16 protein-coding genes are annotated in these 16,657 nt (G+C 62.6%); 11 read left to right on the top strand and 5 right to left on the bottom strand.

The genetic code is table 11. The annotated features are described in order from the left end of the window. Positions 1 to 561: a PqiC family protein gene (locus VHB27_RS23410; protein WP_325605165.1), complete on the top strand. Its 561-nt coding sequence runs from the start codon at positions 1 to 3 to the stop codon at positions 559 to 561. A 9-nt stretch (positions 562 to 570) separates the two neighbouring features. On the opposite strand, the gene VHB27_RS23405 is transcribed toward VHB27_RS23410, so the two are convergent. After that, positions 571 to 1,128, bottom strand: coding sequence for a hypothetical protein (locus VHB27_RS23405; RefSeq protein WP_325605163.1), 558 nt, complete (start codon positions 1,126 to 1,128; stop codon positions 571 to 573). A gap of 233 nt (positions 1,129 to 1,361) precedes the next feature. On the opposite strand from VHB27_RS23405, the gene VHB27_RS23400 reads away from it, so the two are divergent. From VHB27_RS23400 to VHB27_RS23380, 5 genes are all read left to right on the top strand, one after another. After that, positions 1,362 to 2,003 (top strand): 50S ribosomal protein L25/general stress protein Ctc, encoded by a 642-nt coding sequence (locus VHB27_RS23400; RefSeq protein ID WP_325605161.1) that lies wholly within the window; start codon positions 1,362 to 1,364, stop codon positions 2,001 to 2,003. Positions 2,004 to 2,017: 14 nt separating this feature from the next. Further along, on the top strand, positions 2,018 to 2,617 hold the full coding sequence (pth, locus tag VHB27_RS23395; RefSeq protein ID WP_325605159.1) for an aminoacyl-tRNA hydrolase: 600 nt from the start codon (positions 2,018 to 2,020) through the stop codon (positions 2,615 to 2,617). Between the two features lie 81 nt (positions 2,618 to 2,698). Further along, on the top strand, positions 2,699 to 3,793 hold the full coding sequence (ychF, locus tag VHB27_RS23390; protein WP_325605157.1) for a redox-regulated ATPase YchF: 1,095 nt from the start codon (positions 2,699 to 2,701) through the stop codon (positions 3,791 to 3,793). Positions 3,794 to 4,028: 235 nt separating this feature from the next. Continuing rightward, on the top strand, positions 4,029 to 4,442 hold the full coding sequence (dksA, locus tag VHB27_RS23385) for an RNA polymerase-binding protein DksA (RefSeq protein ID WP_325605251.1): 414 nt from the start codon (positions 4,029 to 4,031) through the stop codon (positions 4,440 to 4,442). A gap of 122 nt (positions 4,443 to 4,564) precedes the next feature. Beyond that, entirely contained in the window at positions 4,565 to 5,419 is an 855-nt protein-coding gene (locus tag VHB27_RS23380; RefSeq protein ID WP_325605250.1) for a cytochrome c oxidase subunit 3, read from the top strand. An 81-nt stretch (positions 5,420 to 5,500) separates the two neighbouring features. Here the strand turns inward: VHB27_RS23380 and VHB27_RS23375 are convergent, their stop codons facing one another. Continuing rightward, positions 5,501 to 9,040: an ABC transporter ATP-binding protein gene (locus tag VHB27_RS23375; RefSeq protein ID WP_325605155.1), complete on the bottom strand. Its 3,540-nt coding sequence runs from the start codon at positions 9,038 to 9,040 to the stop codon at positions 5,501 to 5,503. A 102-nt stretch (positions 9,041 to 9,142) separates the two neighbouring features. Here VHB27_RS23375 and VHB27_RS23370 point away from each other — a divergent pair, with 102 nt between their 5' ends. Further along, positions 9,143 to 10,207, top strand: a complete 1,065-nt coding sequence (locus VHB27_RS23370; RefSeq protein ID WP_325605152.1) for a ketopantoate reductase family protein — start codon at positions 9,143 to 9,145, stop codon at positions 10,205 to 10,207. Between the two features lie 292 nt (positions 10,208 to 10,499). Here the strand turns inward: VHB27_RS23370 and VHB27_RS23365 are convergent, their stop codons facing one another. The 3 genes from VHB27_RS23365 to VHB27_RS23355 form a co-directional block, all read right to left on the bottom strand. After that, positions 10,500 to 10,931, bottom strand: a complete 432-nt coding sequence (locus VHB27_RS23365) for a histone H1-like repetitive region-containing protein (protein ID WP_325605150.1) — start codon at positions 10,929 to 10,931, stop codon at positions 10,500 to 10,502. A gap of 526 nt (positions 10,932 to 11,457) precedes the next feature. Beyond that, the gene (gene prpC / locus VHB27_RS23360; RefSeq protein WP_325605148.1) at positions 11,458 to 12,612 is read right to left on the bottom strand and encodes a bifunctional 2-methylcitrate synthase/citrate synthase; all 1,155 of its coding nucleotides are present in this window, start codon (positions 12,610 to 12,612) and stop codon (positions 11,458 to 11,460) included. 13 nt (positions 12,613 to 12,625) lie between these two features. Further along, positions 12,626 to 14,128, bottom strand: coding sequence for an MmgE/PrpD family protein (locus tag VHB27_RS23355; protein ID WP_325605146.1), 1,503 nt, complete (start codon positions 14,126 to 14,128; stop codon positions 12,626 to 12,628). Between the two features lie 193 nt (positions 14,129 to 14,321). Here VHB27_RS23355 and VHB27_RS23350 point away from each other — a divergent pair, with 193 nt between their 5' ends. The 4 genes from VHB27_RS23350 (at position 14,322) to VHB27_RS23335 (ending at position 16,630) form a co-directional block, all read left to right on the top strand. Next, entirely contained in the window at positions 14,322 to 14,495 is a 174-nt protein-coding gene (locus VHB27_RS23350; protein WP_325605144.1) for a hypothetical protein, read from the top strand. 24 nt (positions 14,496 to 14,519) lie between these two features. After that, positions 14,520 to 15,503 (top strand): N-carbamoyl-D-amino-acid hydrolase, encoded by a 984-nt coding sequence (locus tag VHB27_RS23345; RefSeq protein WP_325605142.1) that lies wholly within the window; start codon positions 14,520 to 14,522, stop codon positions 15,501 to 15,503. Positions 15,504 to 15,717: 214 nt separating this feature from the next. Beyond that, positions 15,718 to 15,963 carry a pirin family protein gene (locus VHB27_RS23340; RefSeq protein WP_325605140.1) on the top strand — a complete coding sequence of 82 codons (246 nt, stop codon included), beginning with the start codon at positions 15,718 to 15,720 and terminating at the stop codon, positions 15,961 to 15,963. Continuing rightward, complete coding sequence (locus VHB27_RS23335; protein WP_325605138.1) at positions 15,920 to 16,630, top strand: pirin family protein; 711 nt, start codon at positions 15,920 to 15,922, stop codon at positions 16,628 to 16,630. The genes VHB27_RS23340 and VHB27_RS23335 overlap by 44 nt, the downstream gene beginning before the upstream one ends. The last annotated feature ends 27 nt before the right edge of the window (positions 16,631 to 16,657 follow it).

Genomic DNA, 16,657 nt, shown 5'->3' with positions numbered 1-16,657 from the left:
ATGCCTGCATCCCGCCGAATGCTGATTCTGGGCCTAGGCGGCCTGGTGGCGTCCTGCGCCTCGCCCAACCCGGATCTCTATGTGCTGGCGGTCAGGCCTGGCGTCATTCGGCAGGGCGCACCGAAAACCATCGTCGTCCGGCAGATCGCGCTGGCCCGCTACCTGGAGCGACCGGAAATCGTCCGATCGTCCGACGACTACCGGGTGGTGACGCTGCATAATGACTGGTGGGGCGAACCGCTGGGCGCCATGATCTTGCGGGTCTTGGTCGAAGAGCTGGACCAGCGGTTGCCCGGTAGTGCCGTGTTCGCCGACAACGGCGCGATCGTCCCGAAACTGGATGTCGCCGTCGAGATCAACCTTCAGCGCATGGATCTAAACACCGACGGCCTCCTGCAACTCACGGCGCAGATCGCCACGGACGCTCGCTCGGTTCGCAGCCAGATGGTGGCGCTGACGGTGCGGCCGGAGGATGGGACCACCCGCGCACTGGTGGCGGCGATGAGCGTTGCCGTCGGGCAGCTTGCGGATGCGATCGCGGTACTGTTGACTGAACGGTAGACGCCGGGGTCATCGAGCCAGCCGATATCCGGCCGGAATCTGGAATAGCCGCGAATCCTGAGGCCCTACCGACAAATCGGACAGGTAATCCAAGTGTCGCCGGCTCTCCCCGTACACACCGTCCTCATAGTCCCTGCGGACCATTATGCCGGTGTTAGTCAGCCAATAGAAGCCGCCGGCGTCTAACGCGCCTTCTCCCTCAAAGTGGTATTTGGTTGTCTCTACCCCCGCCATAGGCTGGCGGCCCAGGTCTGCGCCGGTGGCGGCCATCGGCGGTGCGAAGAATTGCCGGAACAGCTCGTTATCCATCGGCAGCACCAGATAGGTATGGTTCGCCATCAGCAGGCACTCGGTGCCCGTGTGCAGGTCCAGGATGGTGGTCACGAACCCGTTGGCCCCATCGATCCGCAAGCGGCCGTCCGCATAGTGGATGTGCTGGCGCACGAGCATTGGGCCGGTTTGCTGGACCGCCGTCGCCGAGAACGCGACCCGCGGTAGTACGGCGTTTTCCTGCGCGAATGCCGGCGTGACACCCGACAGGACCAGACACAGGATCAGGAGACGCATTCCGCCACCCTCCGACCGTTCCTGGCCGAGGACGATTGCGGCAGCCGATCGGACCCGTCAACGCGCGAGGCCGTGATCGACCATGATGTGAAGTGGTACCCGATGGGACGGCTGGATTCCCCCGAGATGCAGATCCATGGTGCATTCCTCTTGCTCTGCCGCGTCCCTTACGCTACACCCCCGCCCCGCGCCGGCACCCCTGGAGGCCGGCGTTTGTCATTCAGGAGCGATCGATGACCAACGTAACCTCTATTGAGGCCGAGGTCCGCGAGCGAGCCGGTAAGGGGGCGGCGCGAGCGACTCGGCGGGCGGGCAAGGTGCCCGCGGTAATTTATGGCGGCAAGCAGGAGCCCAGCCTGATTGCGCTCGACCCTCGGATCGTGATCCGGGAGTTGCATCGGGCCGGGTGGCAATCCCGCCTTTACGAGATCAACACGGGTGCAGCCCCGATCCGCGCGCTGATCCGTGGTATTCAGTTCCACCCCGTGAGCGACGCGCCCGAACACGTCGATTTCCAGCGCTTGGTGTCCGGCGAACGGATCAAGGTGTTCGTGCCGGTGCATTTCGAGAATGACGGCATCAGCCCCGGCCTGAAGCGCGGCGCCGTGCTGAACGTCGTGCGCCACGCGGTCGAGGTCTATTGCGACCCGGATCACATCCCAGAACAGTTCACCGCCGACCTGGGACCATTGGATTTCAACGACAACGTCCGTTGGCACGACCTGAAAGGCGCCGAGAACGTCAAGCCGGTGATCGATCGCGACTTCGTCGTGGCGACCGTAGTGCCGCCGACGAAGATCGAGGCTGCGCCCGAACCCGCTGCTGCAGCCGCTGCGACAGCGAAGGCTCCGGCCAAGGCCGCCGCCAAGAAGTAGGGGACGGTACGGCCATGACCAAACTCTGGGTCGGCCTCGGCAACCCGGAGCCCGGGATGGCGCTGAACCGCCACAACATCGGCTTCATGGCCGTCGATGCGATCGTTAGCCGCCACGGTTTCCAGCCGTGGCGGAAGCGCTTCAGGGGCTTGATCGCCGAGGGCGCGATCGCTGGGGAGAAGATCCTGGCGCTGAAGCCGTTGACCTACATGAACGCGTCCGGCGAGTCAGTGCAGGAGGCAGCCGCGTTCTACAAGCTGCCGGTGGACGCGATCACCGCATTCCATGATGAGTTGGACCTCATGCCCGGCAAGATGCGGGTGAAAAAGGGCGGCGGTGCGGCCGGACACAACGGACTGCGCAGCATGGATCGGATGCTGGGTTCCCCGGACTATTGGCGAGTACGGTTGGGGATCGGCCATCCGGGGTCGAAGGACCGCGTCCTGAGCTATGTCCTGGGGAATTTCGCCAGAGACGATCAAGACTGGCTGACCACGCTGCTGGGGGCGGTCGCGGATGCGGCGGACCTGCTGGCACTGGGAAAGCCGGAGGATTTCATGACCAAGGTGGCGTTGCGGCGCGCGGAGGACAAGCGCGAAGCGAGGCCGATTTAGTCGGGGACCCACCCCCACCGTCAGGGCCGGACAAACCCGGTCGTGACGGGAAGGGTGAACTCCAGCACAGGAGTCACGCTGATGGGTTTCAATTGCGGCATCGTCGGGCTGCCCAATGTCGGCAAGTCCACGCTGTTCAACGCGCTGACGGCGACTGCCGCCGCGCAGGCCGCGAATTATCCCTTCTGCACGATCGAGCCGAATGTCGGGCGCGTCGCTGTGCCGGACAAACGTCTGGACGTCCTGGCCGAGATCGGCAAGTCGGTGAAAATCGTCCCGACCAGCCTGGAATTTGTCGACATCGCCGGACTGGTGCGTGGTGCGTCTAAAGGCGAGGGCCTAGGCAACCAGTTCCTGGCGAATATTCGCGAGGTCGACGCCATCATCCACGTCCTGCGCTGTTTCGAGGACTCCGACATCACTCACGTCGAAGGCTCCATCGACCCGCTGCGCGATATCGAAGTGGTGGAAACTGAACTGATGCTGGCGGATCTGGAAAGCCTGGAGCGACGGCTGCAGACGGCGCAGAAGCGGGCACGTGGCGGCGACAAGGAAAGCGCCATCGCTGTCGCCGTCATGGAGCCGATCGTCGCAGCCTTGCAGGACGGCAAATCCGCCCGCACGGCCATTCCGCCAGGCGAGGAAGAAGCGGTGCGCCGGCTACAGCTATTGACCTCGAAGCCTGTCCTGTATGTCTGCAATGTCGAGGAGTCGTCGGCCGCCGCTGGCAACGCGCATTCGGATCGCGTGCGCGACTGGGCGGCGCGCCAGGGCTCACCCTCGATCGTGGTGTCCGCGGCGATCGAGGCCGAGGTCTCCCAGCTTCCGGAATCCGATCGCACTGAATACCTGGAAACGCTTGGTCTTTCGCAAAGCGGGCTGGATCAGGTGATCCGTGCCGGCTACGACCTGCTGCAATTGCTGACGTACTTCACCTGTGGTCCGAAGGAGACTCGGGCCTGGACGATCACAGCCGGCACCCGTGCGCCGCAGGCGGCGGCGGTGATTCACAAGGACTTCGAGCGCGGCTTCATCGCCTGCGAAACGATTGCCTATGAAGATTACGTTGCATGCAAAGGCGAGCAGGGTGCCAAGGAAGCAGGCAAGTTGCGTGTTGAAGGCAAGAACTACGTGGTGAAGGACGGGGACGTCCTCCTGTTCCGCTTCAATGTCTGAAGTCCGAGGCAGGTAAGCGCAGGGGAGTTAGAGCTGCCGTGCGTCAGGTTCACCGACCGGTTTCAGAGATCAGCATGGTTGAGTCGACAGCCGTTCATACAACCTCGCTGACGCTCTTGGCGCGGTCTTTGCGTGTCGCTATAAGGCCGCGCGTTCCCTTCCCGGAACGGGGCGAGGCCACCGATCCGGCCCGCGAGGGGTCGGGACGCCTGGATGAGTAGGACCGCCGCGCATGATGGTTACTCTGCCGCCCGATTACCGCCCGTCCGAGGACGAGGAGTTCATGAATCCCGTCCAACTTGAATATTTTCGCCAAAAGCTGCTGAGATGGCGGGCAGATCTCCTCCGGGAGGCTGACGGAACCCTGGCCAGCCTGTCCGAAGGGGGCATTCTCGAAGCCGATATCACCGATCGGGCCAGCGTAGAGACGGACCGGGCCCTGGAACTTCGTACCCGCGACCGTGCCCGCAAACTGATCACGAAGATCGACCAGGCGCTGCATCGGATCGAGCTTGGAACCTACGGTTATTGCGAAGAGACCGACGAACCAATTGGCATCAAGCGCTTGGAGGCGCGGCCTATTGCCACGATGTCGATCGAGGCGCAGGAGCGCCACGAACGCATGGAACGTGTTCACCGGGACGATTGACTGCCTGCTAGCGGCGGTGCGACCAGGATCCTTCCGACTGGCCACTTGAACTGACTGATAATTTGGTGATTATCCGGGCGGCGGGTTGGATCGACCCTGAACGTTTCGGTATGGGATTTGACATGAGCGTCCATGGTGAGAGTGCGTTGCAGCCCTCGGGGCAGTCCTCCGGTCTGAAGCAGCCATACCACCTGCCCGATCCCAGCCCCTGGCCAATCACCGGCTCCCTGGGGGGGTTCCTGACGGTTTTCGGTATCATCCTGGCAGCGCACTACGGCAACTATGTCGTGCTGGTCCTGGGCGTGTTGACCGTTCTGGCGACCATGTTCTTTTGGTGGCGCGACGTGCTGAAAGAGGGGGCGATTCCCGGCGCGCACAGTGCCATCGTCCGGCTGGGCCTGCGTTATGGCATGACCCTGTTCATCGCTAGTGAGGTGATGTTCTTCGTCGGGTTCTTTTGGGCCTATTTCAATTTCCTGATATTTCCGGACACCCAGGGCAACGGTCAGACGGTTTGGCCGCCCTCGAATATCAGCACCTTTGACCCGTTTCACCTGCCCTTCCTGAACACAATGATTCTGTTGCTTTCGGGTACGACGGTGACCTGGGCGCACCATGCGCTGCTGGAGGGTGACCGGAAGAACCTGATCCGTGGGCTAGGTATTACGATCCTGTTGGGGCTGACCTTCACCCTTTGTCAGGCGATCGAATATTCCCATGCACCTTTCAAGTTCTCAGGTGGTGGCATCTATCCGTCAGTCTTTTTCCTGGCGACCGGCTTCCATGGGTTCCACGTCATCGTCGGCACCTGCTTCCTGGCCGTTTGCTGGTTCCGCGCCCGTGCAGGTGGCCTGACGCCGGAGCGACATTTTGGGTTCGAGGCGGCGGCCTGGTACTGGCACTTCGTCGACGTGGTCTGGCTGTTCCTGTTCATTTGCATCTACTGGTACGGTGCTGGCCATATCGCGGCCGAGTAGACGCAGCCGATACAGATTCGATTTCGAACGGCCGGGCTTGTCCCGGCCCCACTTCGACATCGCCGCCAGATCCATTGCCGATCACGCTGCGACGCTGGCCATTTGATGTTCAACCAGCCGAGCGTACAACCCACGCCGCGCCAGTAAAGCCTCGTGTGTCCCGGACTCAACGAGCGAACCTGCCTGCATCACCAGGATCATATCCGCAGTGCGTATGGTCGACAGACGATGGGCCACGATGATTGTGGTCCGATCCACCATCAGGTCGTCCAGGGCCCGCCGAATCGCTGCCTCGTTCACCGTATCCAGGTGTGACGTCGCCTCGTCCAGGATCAGCAACGGCGCGTCCTTCAGGAAGGCCCGAGCGATGGCAATGCGCTGTCGCTGACCGCCGGACAGTGCGACCCCGCGCTCCCCCACCAGCGTTCCTAACCCTTCCGGCAACCCAGCCACAAAATCAGTTAATGCCGCTCGGTCCAGCGCTTGTCGGATTTCGACCGGAGTCGCGTCGGGACGGGCGAGGCGAACGTTGGCTTCCAGAGTGTTGTTGAACAGGTAGGTATCCTGCGCGACCAGGGCGATCCGCCCACGGAGACCGTCCAGCGTCAGTTCCCGCAGGTCGATCCCATCCAGGCGGATTGTCCCGTTCGTCGGGTCCCAGAAGCGCAGGATCAGGTTGGCCAAGGTGCTCTTGCCCGCACCCGACGGCCCGACCAGCGCCACTGTCGCCCCGGCGGGGATCGAAAACGACACCGTCCGTAGCGCTGGCACCAAGCGGCCGGGGTAGGTGAAATCGACGTGCTTGAAGGCAACGGACGATCCGCCCACAACTGCCCGAGGCTCCAATGGCCCGTCAGAGATCGTCACCTGTTCGGAATGGACTACATGAAGCCGGCGCGTCGAGGCGATCGTATCGGCAAGCTGTCGCCCAACCTGCGCGATCTCGGAGACCGGAAGAAACGCTGCGACCGAGATCAGGACCATCAACGGCAGTCGCGTTGCTTCCAGTCCGCCGCTAGGGATCAGCAGCGCGCCGACGGCGGCGACCGCCAATCCACCCAGGCCAGTCGCGACCTCCAGTGCACCGGCCTGGAAAGAGAGGTCGGCAAGCAGTTTCAGCCGTAGTGCTTGGTAGTCCCGGACGGCGGTCATAAATGCTGCGCGGCGGTGTGCGGCGGCGTCGAACATCACCAGTTCGGACAGGCCCTGGATGGTCTCGGTAGCATAGGCGCCGATTGCGCCCAGTGCGCTACGCGCCGCCGAACCCATGGCGTCGATGCGCCTGCGGCCCAGGACGGGGGACAGCCCGGCATAGGTTAGGAACGGCGCCAGCGCGATCGCCAGCGGCCAAGCGAACCACGCCAGCGAGATTATCACTGCCGCCGGTACCAGTACCGCGACGATGGCCGGCGTGATGGTGTGGGCGAAGAAATACTCCACCGTCTCGACGTCCTGCGTCGCCAGCGCGACTAGGTCACCGGAGCGGCGGCGCAGCAAATAAGCCGGGGCCAGGGCATCGAGCTTGCGGTACAGGTCGATCCGCATCTCGGCCAATAGCGCATAGGCCATGGCGTGGGCTATCCATGACTCCAGCCAGTGCAGCAGACCGGCCATGGGCGCGCAGATTAGTAGGGCAGTGACCAGCAACCCGGTTGCGTCACCATGCCGCACGGCAGCCAGGATCAGTGCGCCGAGGACGCTGACGCCGATGAACGCCGCCACCCGGCCGATGCCGGTGGCTAAGGTGATCCCCATCTGCCCGCGATATGGCTGCACGAAGCGCAGTAGCGTTCGGATCGTTTGCGGCCAGGTGATGTTGGCCGCTTCCTCTGATAGACCAGTGATGACCGTGCCCGTGGCTGTCGCATCGGATGTCGGCACATCTTCGATCACCGCGTTGGGGGCGGCCGAGGCGGCCTCGGTTAGCTGCGGCGCCATCAGGTCGCGATACGGACCAGGTTCGGCGATCAGGTCGCGATGGATGCCCGCCTGCGCCACCTGTCCATCTTTCAGCACCAGGATGCGATCCGCACCGATCACACTCGACAGCCGGTGCGCCAGGATCAGCGTCGTTCGGCCGACCATCAAGCGGTCGAGCGCCTGCTGGATAATCGCCTCGTTTTCGGTGTCCACTGACGACAGCGCCTCATCCAGGATCAGGATCGGAGCGTCGCGCAGCAATGCTCGAGCGATCGCCAAGCGCTGCCGCTGGCCGCCGGAGAGTTGGGTGCCACGCTCCCCGATCACCGTGTCGTAGCCCTGTGGCAGGGAGGCGATAAAACCATGGGCATTGGCAGCTCTGGCGGCCTCGACCAACTGCGCCTGCGTCGCGTCGGGCCGACCGAGACGTAGGTTCTCAGCGACGGTGCCGTGGAACAGATAGGCGTCCTGCGCCACCACGGCGATCATCCTGCGCACTCGGACAGGATCGAGTCTCCTCAGGTCGAGGCCGCCGATGCGGATTACGCCGGATTGCGGCTGATGCAACCGTGCGAGTAGACGAATGATGGTCGACTTACCTGATCCGCTGGGGCCGACGATGCCAACGCGTTCACCGGCCGCGATACGGAAGGACAGGCCAGTATGCGCGGGGCGGCGACCGCCGGGATAGGCGAAGGTGACGGAGTCGAACTCGATCTCGGGCTTCAATCCGGCAACCGACGCTCCGGTCTCGTGCGGGATCGGCACGTCCAACAGCGCGTTGATGCCGGCGGCGGCAGCCTGGCCGTGTAAGCCCTGATGCAGCACGGCGCGCAGGTCCCGCAACGGGCGGAAAATCTCGGTGCCGGCCATTAGCACGATCAGCAGGGCCTCCAAACTCATATCGCCGTGGCGGACACGCCAGGCGCCAAGCGCCAAGGCCGCCGCCGATCCCAGCGCGGTGCCCAGGTCCGTGAAGCCGCGCGTCATGACGTTGAGCGCCAGCACCCAGAACGTGCCGTCCGACAGCGCGCGGGCCTTATCAGCAAGCACGCAGCCATAGGCGGCGCTCTGGCCGAAAGCTTTTAAGGTAGGCAGACCCTGCACTGCGTCGAGAAACTCGGCGCCAAAGGACTTGAACGCAGACTGGCGCGCGCGTGATGCCTCGCCGGTCCGTTCGTGCACGAGGCTCGGCAGGAACAGCGTGAACAACGCCGCGGCCAGCATGACCAGGGCGACAGGGACATCCCAGAACGCGATGAAGATGAAGATGGCGATCGGCGCGCAGGCGGCGATGGTGACCTGCGGCAGATACTGACCGAAGAAGGATTGCAGCTGCTCGACACCGTCCACCATTGACAGCATGACACCGCCGGTGCGTTCGGCGCCGAACCAGGCTGGACCCAGCGCGATGATCTTATCAAATAGCCGGCCACGCAGGGTCTCCTGAACCATGGTGGCAGTGCGATGTGCGATCATCGTCCGTTCATGATCCAGGATCATCCGCAGCAGGATTGCGGCGGCGGCGGCGATTAGGGGCATGAAGGTCAGCTGCTGCTGGAACACACCGGCTAGGAAACGACCGAGGAAAGCAAAGCGCGCGATCCCCGCCGCGAGGGCCAGAAGTCCAAGGAATGCGGACAGCAGGACGCGGCCGCGGTATTCCACCGTCAAGCGCCATAGCTTGGGATCGAAGAACATGTTGCGATCGTGCCTGAATGCGCTTGCGACGTCGATGCCTCAAGGTTGCGTTTCCCACGCACCGGCGCATTCTGGCTGCGACAGCAATGGGGGAAACCGACGATGGGTTATAAGATCGCAGTCATGGGCACCGGTGCAGTGGGCGCCTATGCCGGCGCGCACATGGTGCACGCCGGTGAGGACGTCACCTTCGTCGATCCGTGGCCGGAGAATGTGGAGACGATGAAAGCCAAGGGCCTGAAGGTCTCCCATATCCGCGATGTGCCGGAATGGTCGACGCCGGTACGGGCGCTACACCTGACGGAGCTGCAGTCAGTGGCCAAGGAAAAGCCGTTCGACGTCGCATTCGTCTGCATGAAGTCCTATGACACCGAGTGGGCGACGGCCATGATCTCCCAATACCTCGCTCCGAACGGGTTCGTGGTCTCATTGCAGAACTGCATGAACGAAGAGACGATTGCTGGCGTGGTTGGTTGGGGCAAAGTGGTCGGCTGCATCGCCAGCTCCATCACCGTCGATCTGTGCGAGCCTGGCCATGTTCGCCGCGCGGCCGGTAAGAGCGGTGACAAGCATACGGTATTTCGGACGGGCGAGGTCCACGGTCGTATCACCGAACGGGTGGAGGAGATTCGCCGTTTGGTGTCGCTGGCGGATACCGCGCTGGTGACCTCTAATCTTTGGGGCGAGCGCTGGTCGAAGCTGGTGACCAACGCGATGGCAAACGGTATGTCCGCCTGCACCGGGCTGATCAGCAAGGATATCCTGCGCAACGACACGCTGCGCCGCTTCGGTGCGCGCCTGGGTTCGGAAGCGATACGCGTAGGCCAGGCACTAGGCTATGAACTCGAGGAGATTCATCACCTCGACCCCGAGGTGATCGCCAAGGCCGGTGAGGGCGATTTGGCAGCTTGCCGGGACTATGACGAGCACCGGCTGGCCGAGGTCAACAGGGCCGGTGGGGGTGAGCACCGGCCATCGATGGGTCAGGATATGGTCAAAGGTCGCCGCACGGAGATCGAGTTCCTTAATGGCCTGATCGTGCGCAAGGGCGAGGAGATCGGTCTTCCGACACCGGTAAACGCGGCGCTGACGGATATCGTCAAGCGGGTAGAGAAGGGCGAGCTGAAGCCCGATCCGAAACACTTGATCGATATGCGGCTGAACTGACCTTGAACGGTGGAAGCGTCTTTTCCTACGGTCTGGCCCGCGTGGCTTGATCAACTTGCGCCGAGCCGGTGTAGCCTTTAATCCTTACCTGATCGTGGCCGGGCGTTGCCCGGCCGTCCAGGCCTCCGGTGATGTTGACCGCTCAATAACCGTGGATGGCCGACACAGGGTCGACTGCGACGCGAGCGGAACGCGAAGTCAGATACCTGGCCTTGCGACCTAGAGAAGGTTGCGGCTTTCGCGGACCGTGCCTGAACCCTTCCGGGCCCTGACACGGTCGTACCGGACAGAACTACTCTTCACCGCCCATGGGTGGCGCTTCGCTCATGACCGGTGCGGTCGAGACTTTCGCCTTGCGCGGCGCGCTCTTTTTCGACGGCGCCTTCTTGGGAGCTGCCTTCTTCGGCATCGCCTTCTTGGGAGCTGCCTTCTTGGTTGCCACCTTCTTCGGTGCGGCTTTCTTTACGGCCGCCTTCTTGGCGGCAGCCTTCTTGGGAGCCGCCTTCTTCGGCATTGCCTTCTTGGGAGCTGCCTTCTTTGAAGCCGCTTTTTTAGGAGCTGCCTTTTTCGCGGGGCTCTTCTTCGCCACCGCTTTAACAGGGGCTTTCTTCGGCGCCGCTTTTTTCGCGGCAACCTTCTTAGCTGGCGCCTTCTTGACCGCGGCCTTCATCGCCATCGGTATTGCGGAGCGCGAGGGCTCCATCACGGAATCGTCTGTGCTCACTTGTAGAACTCCTTGTCAGTCTTAGCCTGGTTGTCATGCGCTTTGGACGAAGCCGGAATAACGAGACAGACCATCTGTCGGTCATTTCGATATCGGTATCGAGAGCCGAACGCAGGAGGGAACGAGCGATCACCTCTCCTCGGCTCGTCGGCGCGGGATCGCTGCCCGGGTCTTGGCGCTGAATCGATTCGTCTTCGGCTATCCAAGGTCGCGGTCCTCTGACCGTCCTCTGTTAAACGTCCCCGCGCATCGATGCCAAACCCAAACAGCGAATCGATTCGCGAACACAGTATGCGCTATTCCGCTTCGGAAGGATTCATGTCAACGAAAAGCAACCAACCCGACCAATTTTTTTTCAAAAAATTTACCTCTACGTGATCTGATAGTGACATCTGCCCTGCACAACTGAATGGTTTGGAACCACTCAGCGCGGCCTGGCAGAAATGAGAAAGCCCTCCAACCGACTAGCCGGAGAGGGCTTCTCGTCTTCTGGATCCAGCCGGTCGAAACCGAAATTTGCCTGATTTTATCCCCGCTGTTCGATCGGCACGAATTTCAGGTTCTCAGGCCCCGTATAGTTCGCCGTTGGCCGGATCAGCTTGTTGTCGACGCGCTGTTCCATGACATGTGCCGCCCAGCCACTGGTCCGAGCAATCACAAACAGCGGCGTGAACATCGACGTCGGAACACCCATCATGTGGTAGCTGATGGCGCTGAACCAATCGAGGTTAGCAAACATCTTCTTTGCGTCCCACATCGTCGCCTCGATCCGGTCAGCAATGTCGAACAGCTTCATCGAACCTGCATGCTGCGAGAGACGCCGGGCAACTTCCTTGATTACCTTGTTGCGAGGGTCGGCGATCGTATAGACGGCATGGCCAAAGCCGATGACGACCTGCCTGGCGTCGACACGGCGGCGGATATCGGCCTCCGCCTCGTCAGGCGAGGCGTAGCGATTCTGGATTTCGAATGAAACCTCATTGGCGCCGCCGTGCTTCGGCCCGCGCAGGGCGCCAATGCCGGCGGTCAGCGCGGAATACATGTCCGCCCCGGTACCCGCAACGACGCGGCAGGTGAAAGTGGACGCGTTGAATTCATGCTCTGCATAGAGGATCAAGGAGGTGTGCATGGCGCGCACGAACATCTCGGATGGCGGTTTGCCCTGCAGCAGATGCAGGAAGTGGCCGCCGATGGAGTCGTCATCGGTCTCTACGTCGATCCGCTTGCCATTATGCGCGTAGTGGAACCAGTAGAGTAGCATGGAGCCGAGGCAAGCCATCAACCTATCGGCGATGTCCCTGGCGCCAGGCGGATTCTGGTCCTCCTTCTCGGGTAGCACACAGCCCAGCGCGGAAACGCCGGTGCGCATCACATCCATCGGATGCGAGGCGGCCGGCAAGGCCTCCAGCGCTGCCTTCACGGAAGCCGGGAGGCCCCGCAGCGCCTTCAGCTTCGCTTTATAGCCGTTTAGCTCTGCGCGGGTCGGTAACGTGCCATGGACCAGCAGATACGCAATTTCCTCGAACTCACAGGTATCGGCGACATCGAGGATGTCGTAGCCACGATAGTGAAGATCGTTGCCGGAGCGGCCGACCGTGCAAAGCGCGGTGTTGCCGGCGGTGACTCCCGAAAGGCCTACGCCCTTTTTGGCGCGGTTGGGTAGGGTCGTGCTCTCGCTCATGATCGGATTCTCCTTAAAGAATACCTGGCTTCCCGACTTCCAGCGTGCCGTTCGGCAATGTCACGTTGAGCTGGTGTAACTCGCCTGCCGGCAGCTTCGCCAAATTCTGTGCTGCTTCCAGGAAACGGTTCGATTCGCGCGCGCTGATGATGCCGTCGGTCAGAATTTGGAACTTCCGAATGTAATCGTCCCGTCCGAACGGCCTCGCCCCCAGCGGGTGGGCATTGGCGACGGCGAGTTCATCCTCCAGCTTGGTGCCGTCACGCAGGAAGATCTCGACGTGCCCGCCGAAGGACAGTTCGTTCGGGTCAGTTGCGCGATAGCGGCGCGTCCACTCGGGGTCTTCTACTGTTTCGATCTTGTGCCACAGCCGTACAGTGTCCGCGCGCGCGGCGCGCTTCGGTGTGTAGCTGTCGACGTGATGCCAGGTGCCATCCTGCAGCGCGACGGCGAAGATGTACATGATCGAGTGGTCCAGCGTTTCGCGGCTAGCCTTCGGGTCCATCTTCTGCGGATCATTGGCGCCCGTGCCGATCACGTAGTGCGTGTGATGGCTGGTGTGAATCACGATTTTCTCGATCGCATCGAAGTCGTCGATCTTTTCACGCATCTTGAACGCCAGGTCGATCAGTGCCTGCGACTGGTATTCGGCACTGTGTTCCTTGGTGTAGCTGTCCATGATCGCCCGCTTTGCTTCGCCGGGTGCGGGCAGCGGCACCTGGTAGTGGCCCTCTGGACCGCCATGCAGCATCCACGCGATCACGCTGTCCTCACCTTCATAGATCGGGCTCGGCGCACCTTCGCCGCGCATGACGCGATCGACCGCTTCAACCGCGAGCTTGCCGCTATGCGCCGGCGCATAGGCTTTCCAGGAGCTGATCTCGCCCTTGCGCGACTGGCGGGTGGTGAAGCTGACGTGTACCGCCTGCTGCACTGCCTGATAGATGACGTCCTGCTTCAGCCCCAGCAGTGTGCCGATGCCGGCGGCCTGTGCGGGGCATAGATGCGCGATATGGTCGATCTTCCACTGGTGCAGGCAGATCGCGCGCACCAGGTTGATCTGGATCTCATAGCCCGTCGCCAGGCCGCGGATCAGATCGCGTCCAGACTTCCCGGTCGTCTGCGCGACCGCGAGGATCGGTGGAATGTTGTCGCCGGGATGCGAGTAGTCGGCGGCGAGGAACGTGTCGTGCATGTCCAGTTCTCGCACCGCCGTCCCGTTCGCCCAGGCGGCCCATTCCGGCGTAACGCGCTTGCTGGGCGGCGCGCCGAACACAGTCGCGCCGCCCTTGTGCGGGCGCGCCAGGGCCATGTCGCGCGCCGAGGTCACCGGTCGGCGGTTGATCGCCGCGATCGCCACCGAGGCGTTGTCGATGACGCGATTGATGATCATCGCTTGCACGTCCCTGGGGACCGCGACTTTGTCGGCCGCGACACCGGCGATCTTCCAGGCAAGTTGGTCCTCTCGTTTCAAGTTTGCCTTCGACGGACTGACTTTGACGTCGTGTAGAATCATTGGGATTCCCTCCAATCAGGTACAGCCGCGCGCCCCGGCTCTGGCGCAGCTTCGTAAGGTCGTGCGGACAGAACGGCAAGCACATGCGCAGCATCTCGAACCTAGGACCCACTTTTTGTGGCAGCTCGCAATCGTGCGATGCTTGTGCTGCATAGCGAAATCGTCACGAGGAGGGAACCATGGAGAGGACGCCATGGCCGCTATCCAGGTGGTGGATCGTCAAATGGGCCGCCCCGGGGCATGCCTCTTCCTACTTTCAAATGAAATCGACAGCTTGGGAATGCGCCCGGAGCCGGCGGCCGGCGCGGCACCGGCATCCATGCGTCGTCACGGGGTGAATCGCGCAGGCGACTATGCGATGCTGTGACCCCACAGCTTCAGGAGCATCCGAATGACCCGCATCATCACCGTCGCCGCCGCCCAACTCGGGCCGATCCAGAAGGCGGAGCCTCGATCGGTTGCGGTGGACCGCATGGTGCGGCTGATCGAGCGAGCACATCGACGCGGGGTCGAGTTCGTGGTGTTCCCCGAGTTGGCCCTGACCACGTTCTTCCCCCGTCACTACCATGACGACATCACCGAAGCGGATATCTGGTTCGAGACGGAGATGCCCTCGAACGAAACCGCGCCACTGTTCGACGCGGCGAAGCGTTACGGTATCGGCTTCCATCTAGGCTACGCCGAGATCACGCACGAAGCCGACGAGACGGGCCGGGTTCGCAAACGCCGGTTCAACACCGCAATTCTGGTCGGACCATCAGGCGACATCGTCCTCAGGTATCGGAAAGTTCATCTGCCCGGCCATGCCGAATACGCGCCAGGCCGGAAGGTCCAGCACCTGGAGAAGCGCTACTTCGAGGTTGGCAATCTCGGCTTCCCGGTGATCCGCGCGCCGATGGGTGGGCTGGATGGGGTTAACGTGGGTATGATGATCTGCAACGATCGCCGCTGGCCCGAGGCCTGGCGCGTCCTGGGGCTGCAATCTGTCGAGCTTGTCGCGCTGGGCTACAACACGCCGAGCCTGAACATGGAGGCGACGGGGTTCGAGGCGCATCACCTGCGCGTCTTCCACTCGCATCTTTCGATTCAGGCGGGGTGCTATCAGAACGCGACCTTCGCGGTGGCGGCGGCGAAGGCTGGCAAAGAAGACGGCAACGAGTTGTTCGGTCATTCCATCATCGTCAACCCGCAGGGGGAGATCATCGCGATGGCGGCAAGCTGGGAGGACGAACTGATCACCGCAGAGTGCAATCTAAGCATGTGCGAGCTTGGTCGCACGACGATCTTCGCGTTTGAGAGACACCGCCGGCCGGAGGCGTATCAACGAATCACCGGACAAATCGGCGCTGTGACGCCGAGGGTGTGGGGGGCGTAGGGAGGCTAGCCCCAGCGCTCCGCGGTCGGCAAAAGCGCATAGGCGCCGAAACAGGAGCACGGACCCTCTCACCCTCATGAAGTGCTTTCGCCTGATTCGACGGGATTGGCCGCGCGCATCTGCGGACGTGATCGATCCGAACTCCCGCTCCTGCCGGGGGATTATCCGCTCGGCCTGAACCTGCTGTATAGTGTGCCCGGCATTGGAGCAGCGCATGAGTATCCTCTCTGACGTCTATCCCGATGGCGGATCGCATCCATCCGCCTATGTCGACCTCGTCGTCGAGCCTGCCGTCAAAGACCTGGGTGGCTTCCAGGTACGCCGGGCACTACCATCGGCACGGCGACGGATGGTGGGACCGTTCATCTTTCTCGATCAGATGGGTCCCGCCGTTCTCGCGCCAGGCAAGGGGTTGGATGTCCGGCCGCACCCGCATATCGGACTGGCCACCGTTACCTAATATGCTGGAGGGCGCGATCTTCCATCGCGACACGCTCGGATCCCGTCAGCCAATCCTGCCGGGCGCTATCAACTGGATGACCGCAGGCAAAGGCATCGCGCATTCGGAACGCAGCGAGGCCGACACTCGGAACATCGAACGGCGAATGCTGGCGTTGCAGAACTGGGTCGCACTGCCGTTGGACAAGGAGGAGGCCGACCCCGCCTTCATCCACTATCCGGCCGACACGCTGCCGACGGTAACCGATGTCGGCGTGGAGGCGCGCGTCCTGGTCGGCGTGGCGTTTGGCGCCCGCTCCCCGGTGCAGGCGCAGTCGGAGACCCTATACCTCGATATTAGGCTTGAGACTGGCCAATCGATCCCGCTGCCGCATGAGGTCGCCGAACGGGCCATCTACGTGCTGGATGGGCGCATCGACATCGCGGGCGACGTTTTCGATCCCGCCCGCCTGTTGCTGTTCCGGCCAGACGACCGGATCACCGTCCGTGCGCTGGCCCGCAGCCATCTAATCGTCCTGGGCGGCGATCCGTTGGAGGGGCCGCGGCATATCTGGTGGAATTTTGTGTCATCACGGCTGGACCGGATCGAGGCGGCTAAGGCGGACTGGAAAGCTAACCGGTTCGGCCAGGTCGTAGACGAAACCGAGTTCATCCCACTGCCCAAATAGGTTGAGCGGGTCGGATTGGCCTAGGAA

The organism is Rhodopila sp. (assembly GCF_035548235.1).
Taxonomy (GTDB): domain Bacteria; phylum Pseudomonadota; class Alphaproteobacteria; order Acetobacterales; family Acetobacteraceae; genus Rhodopila.
This window is presented reverse-complemented; position numbering and strand designations above follow the sequence as displayed.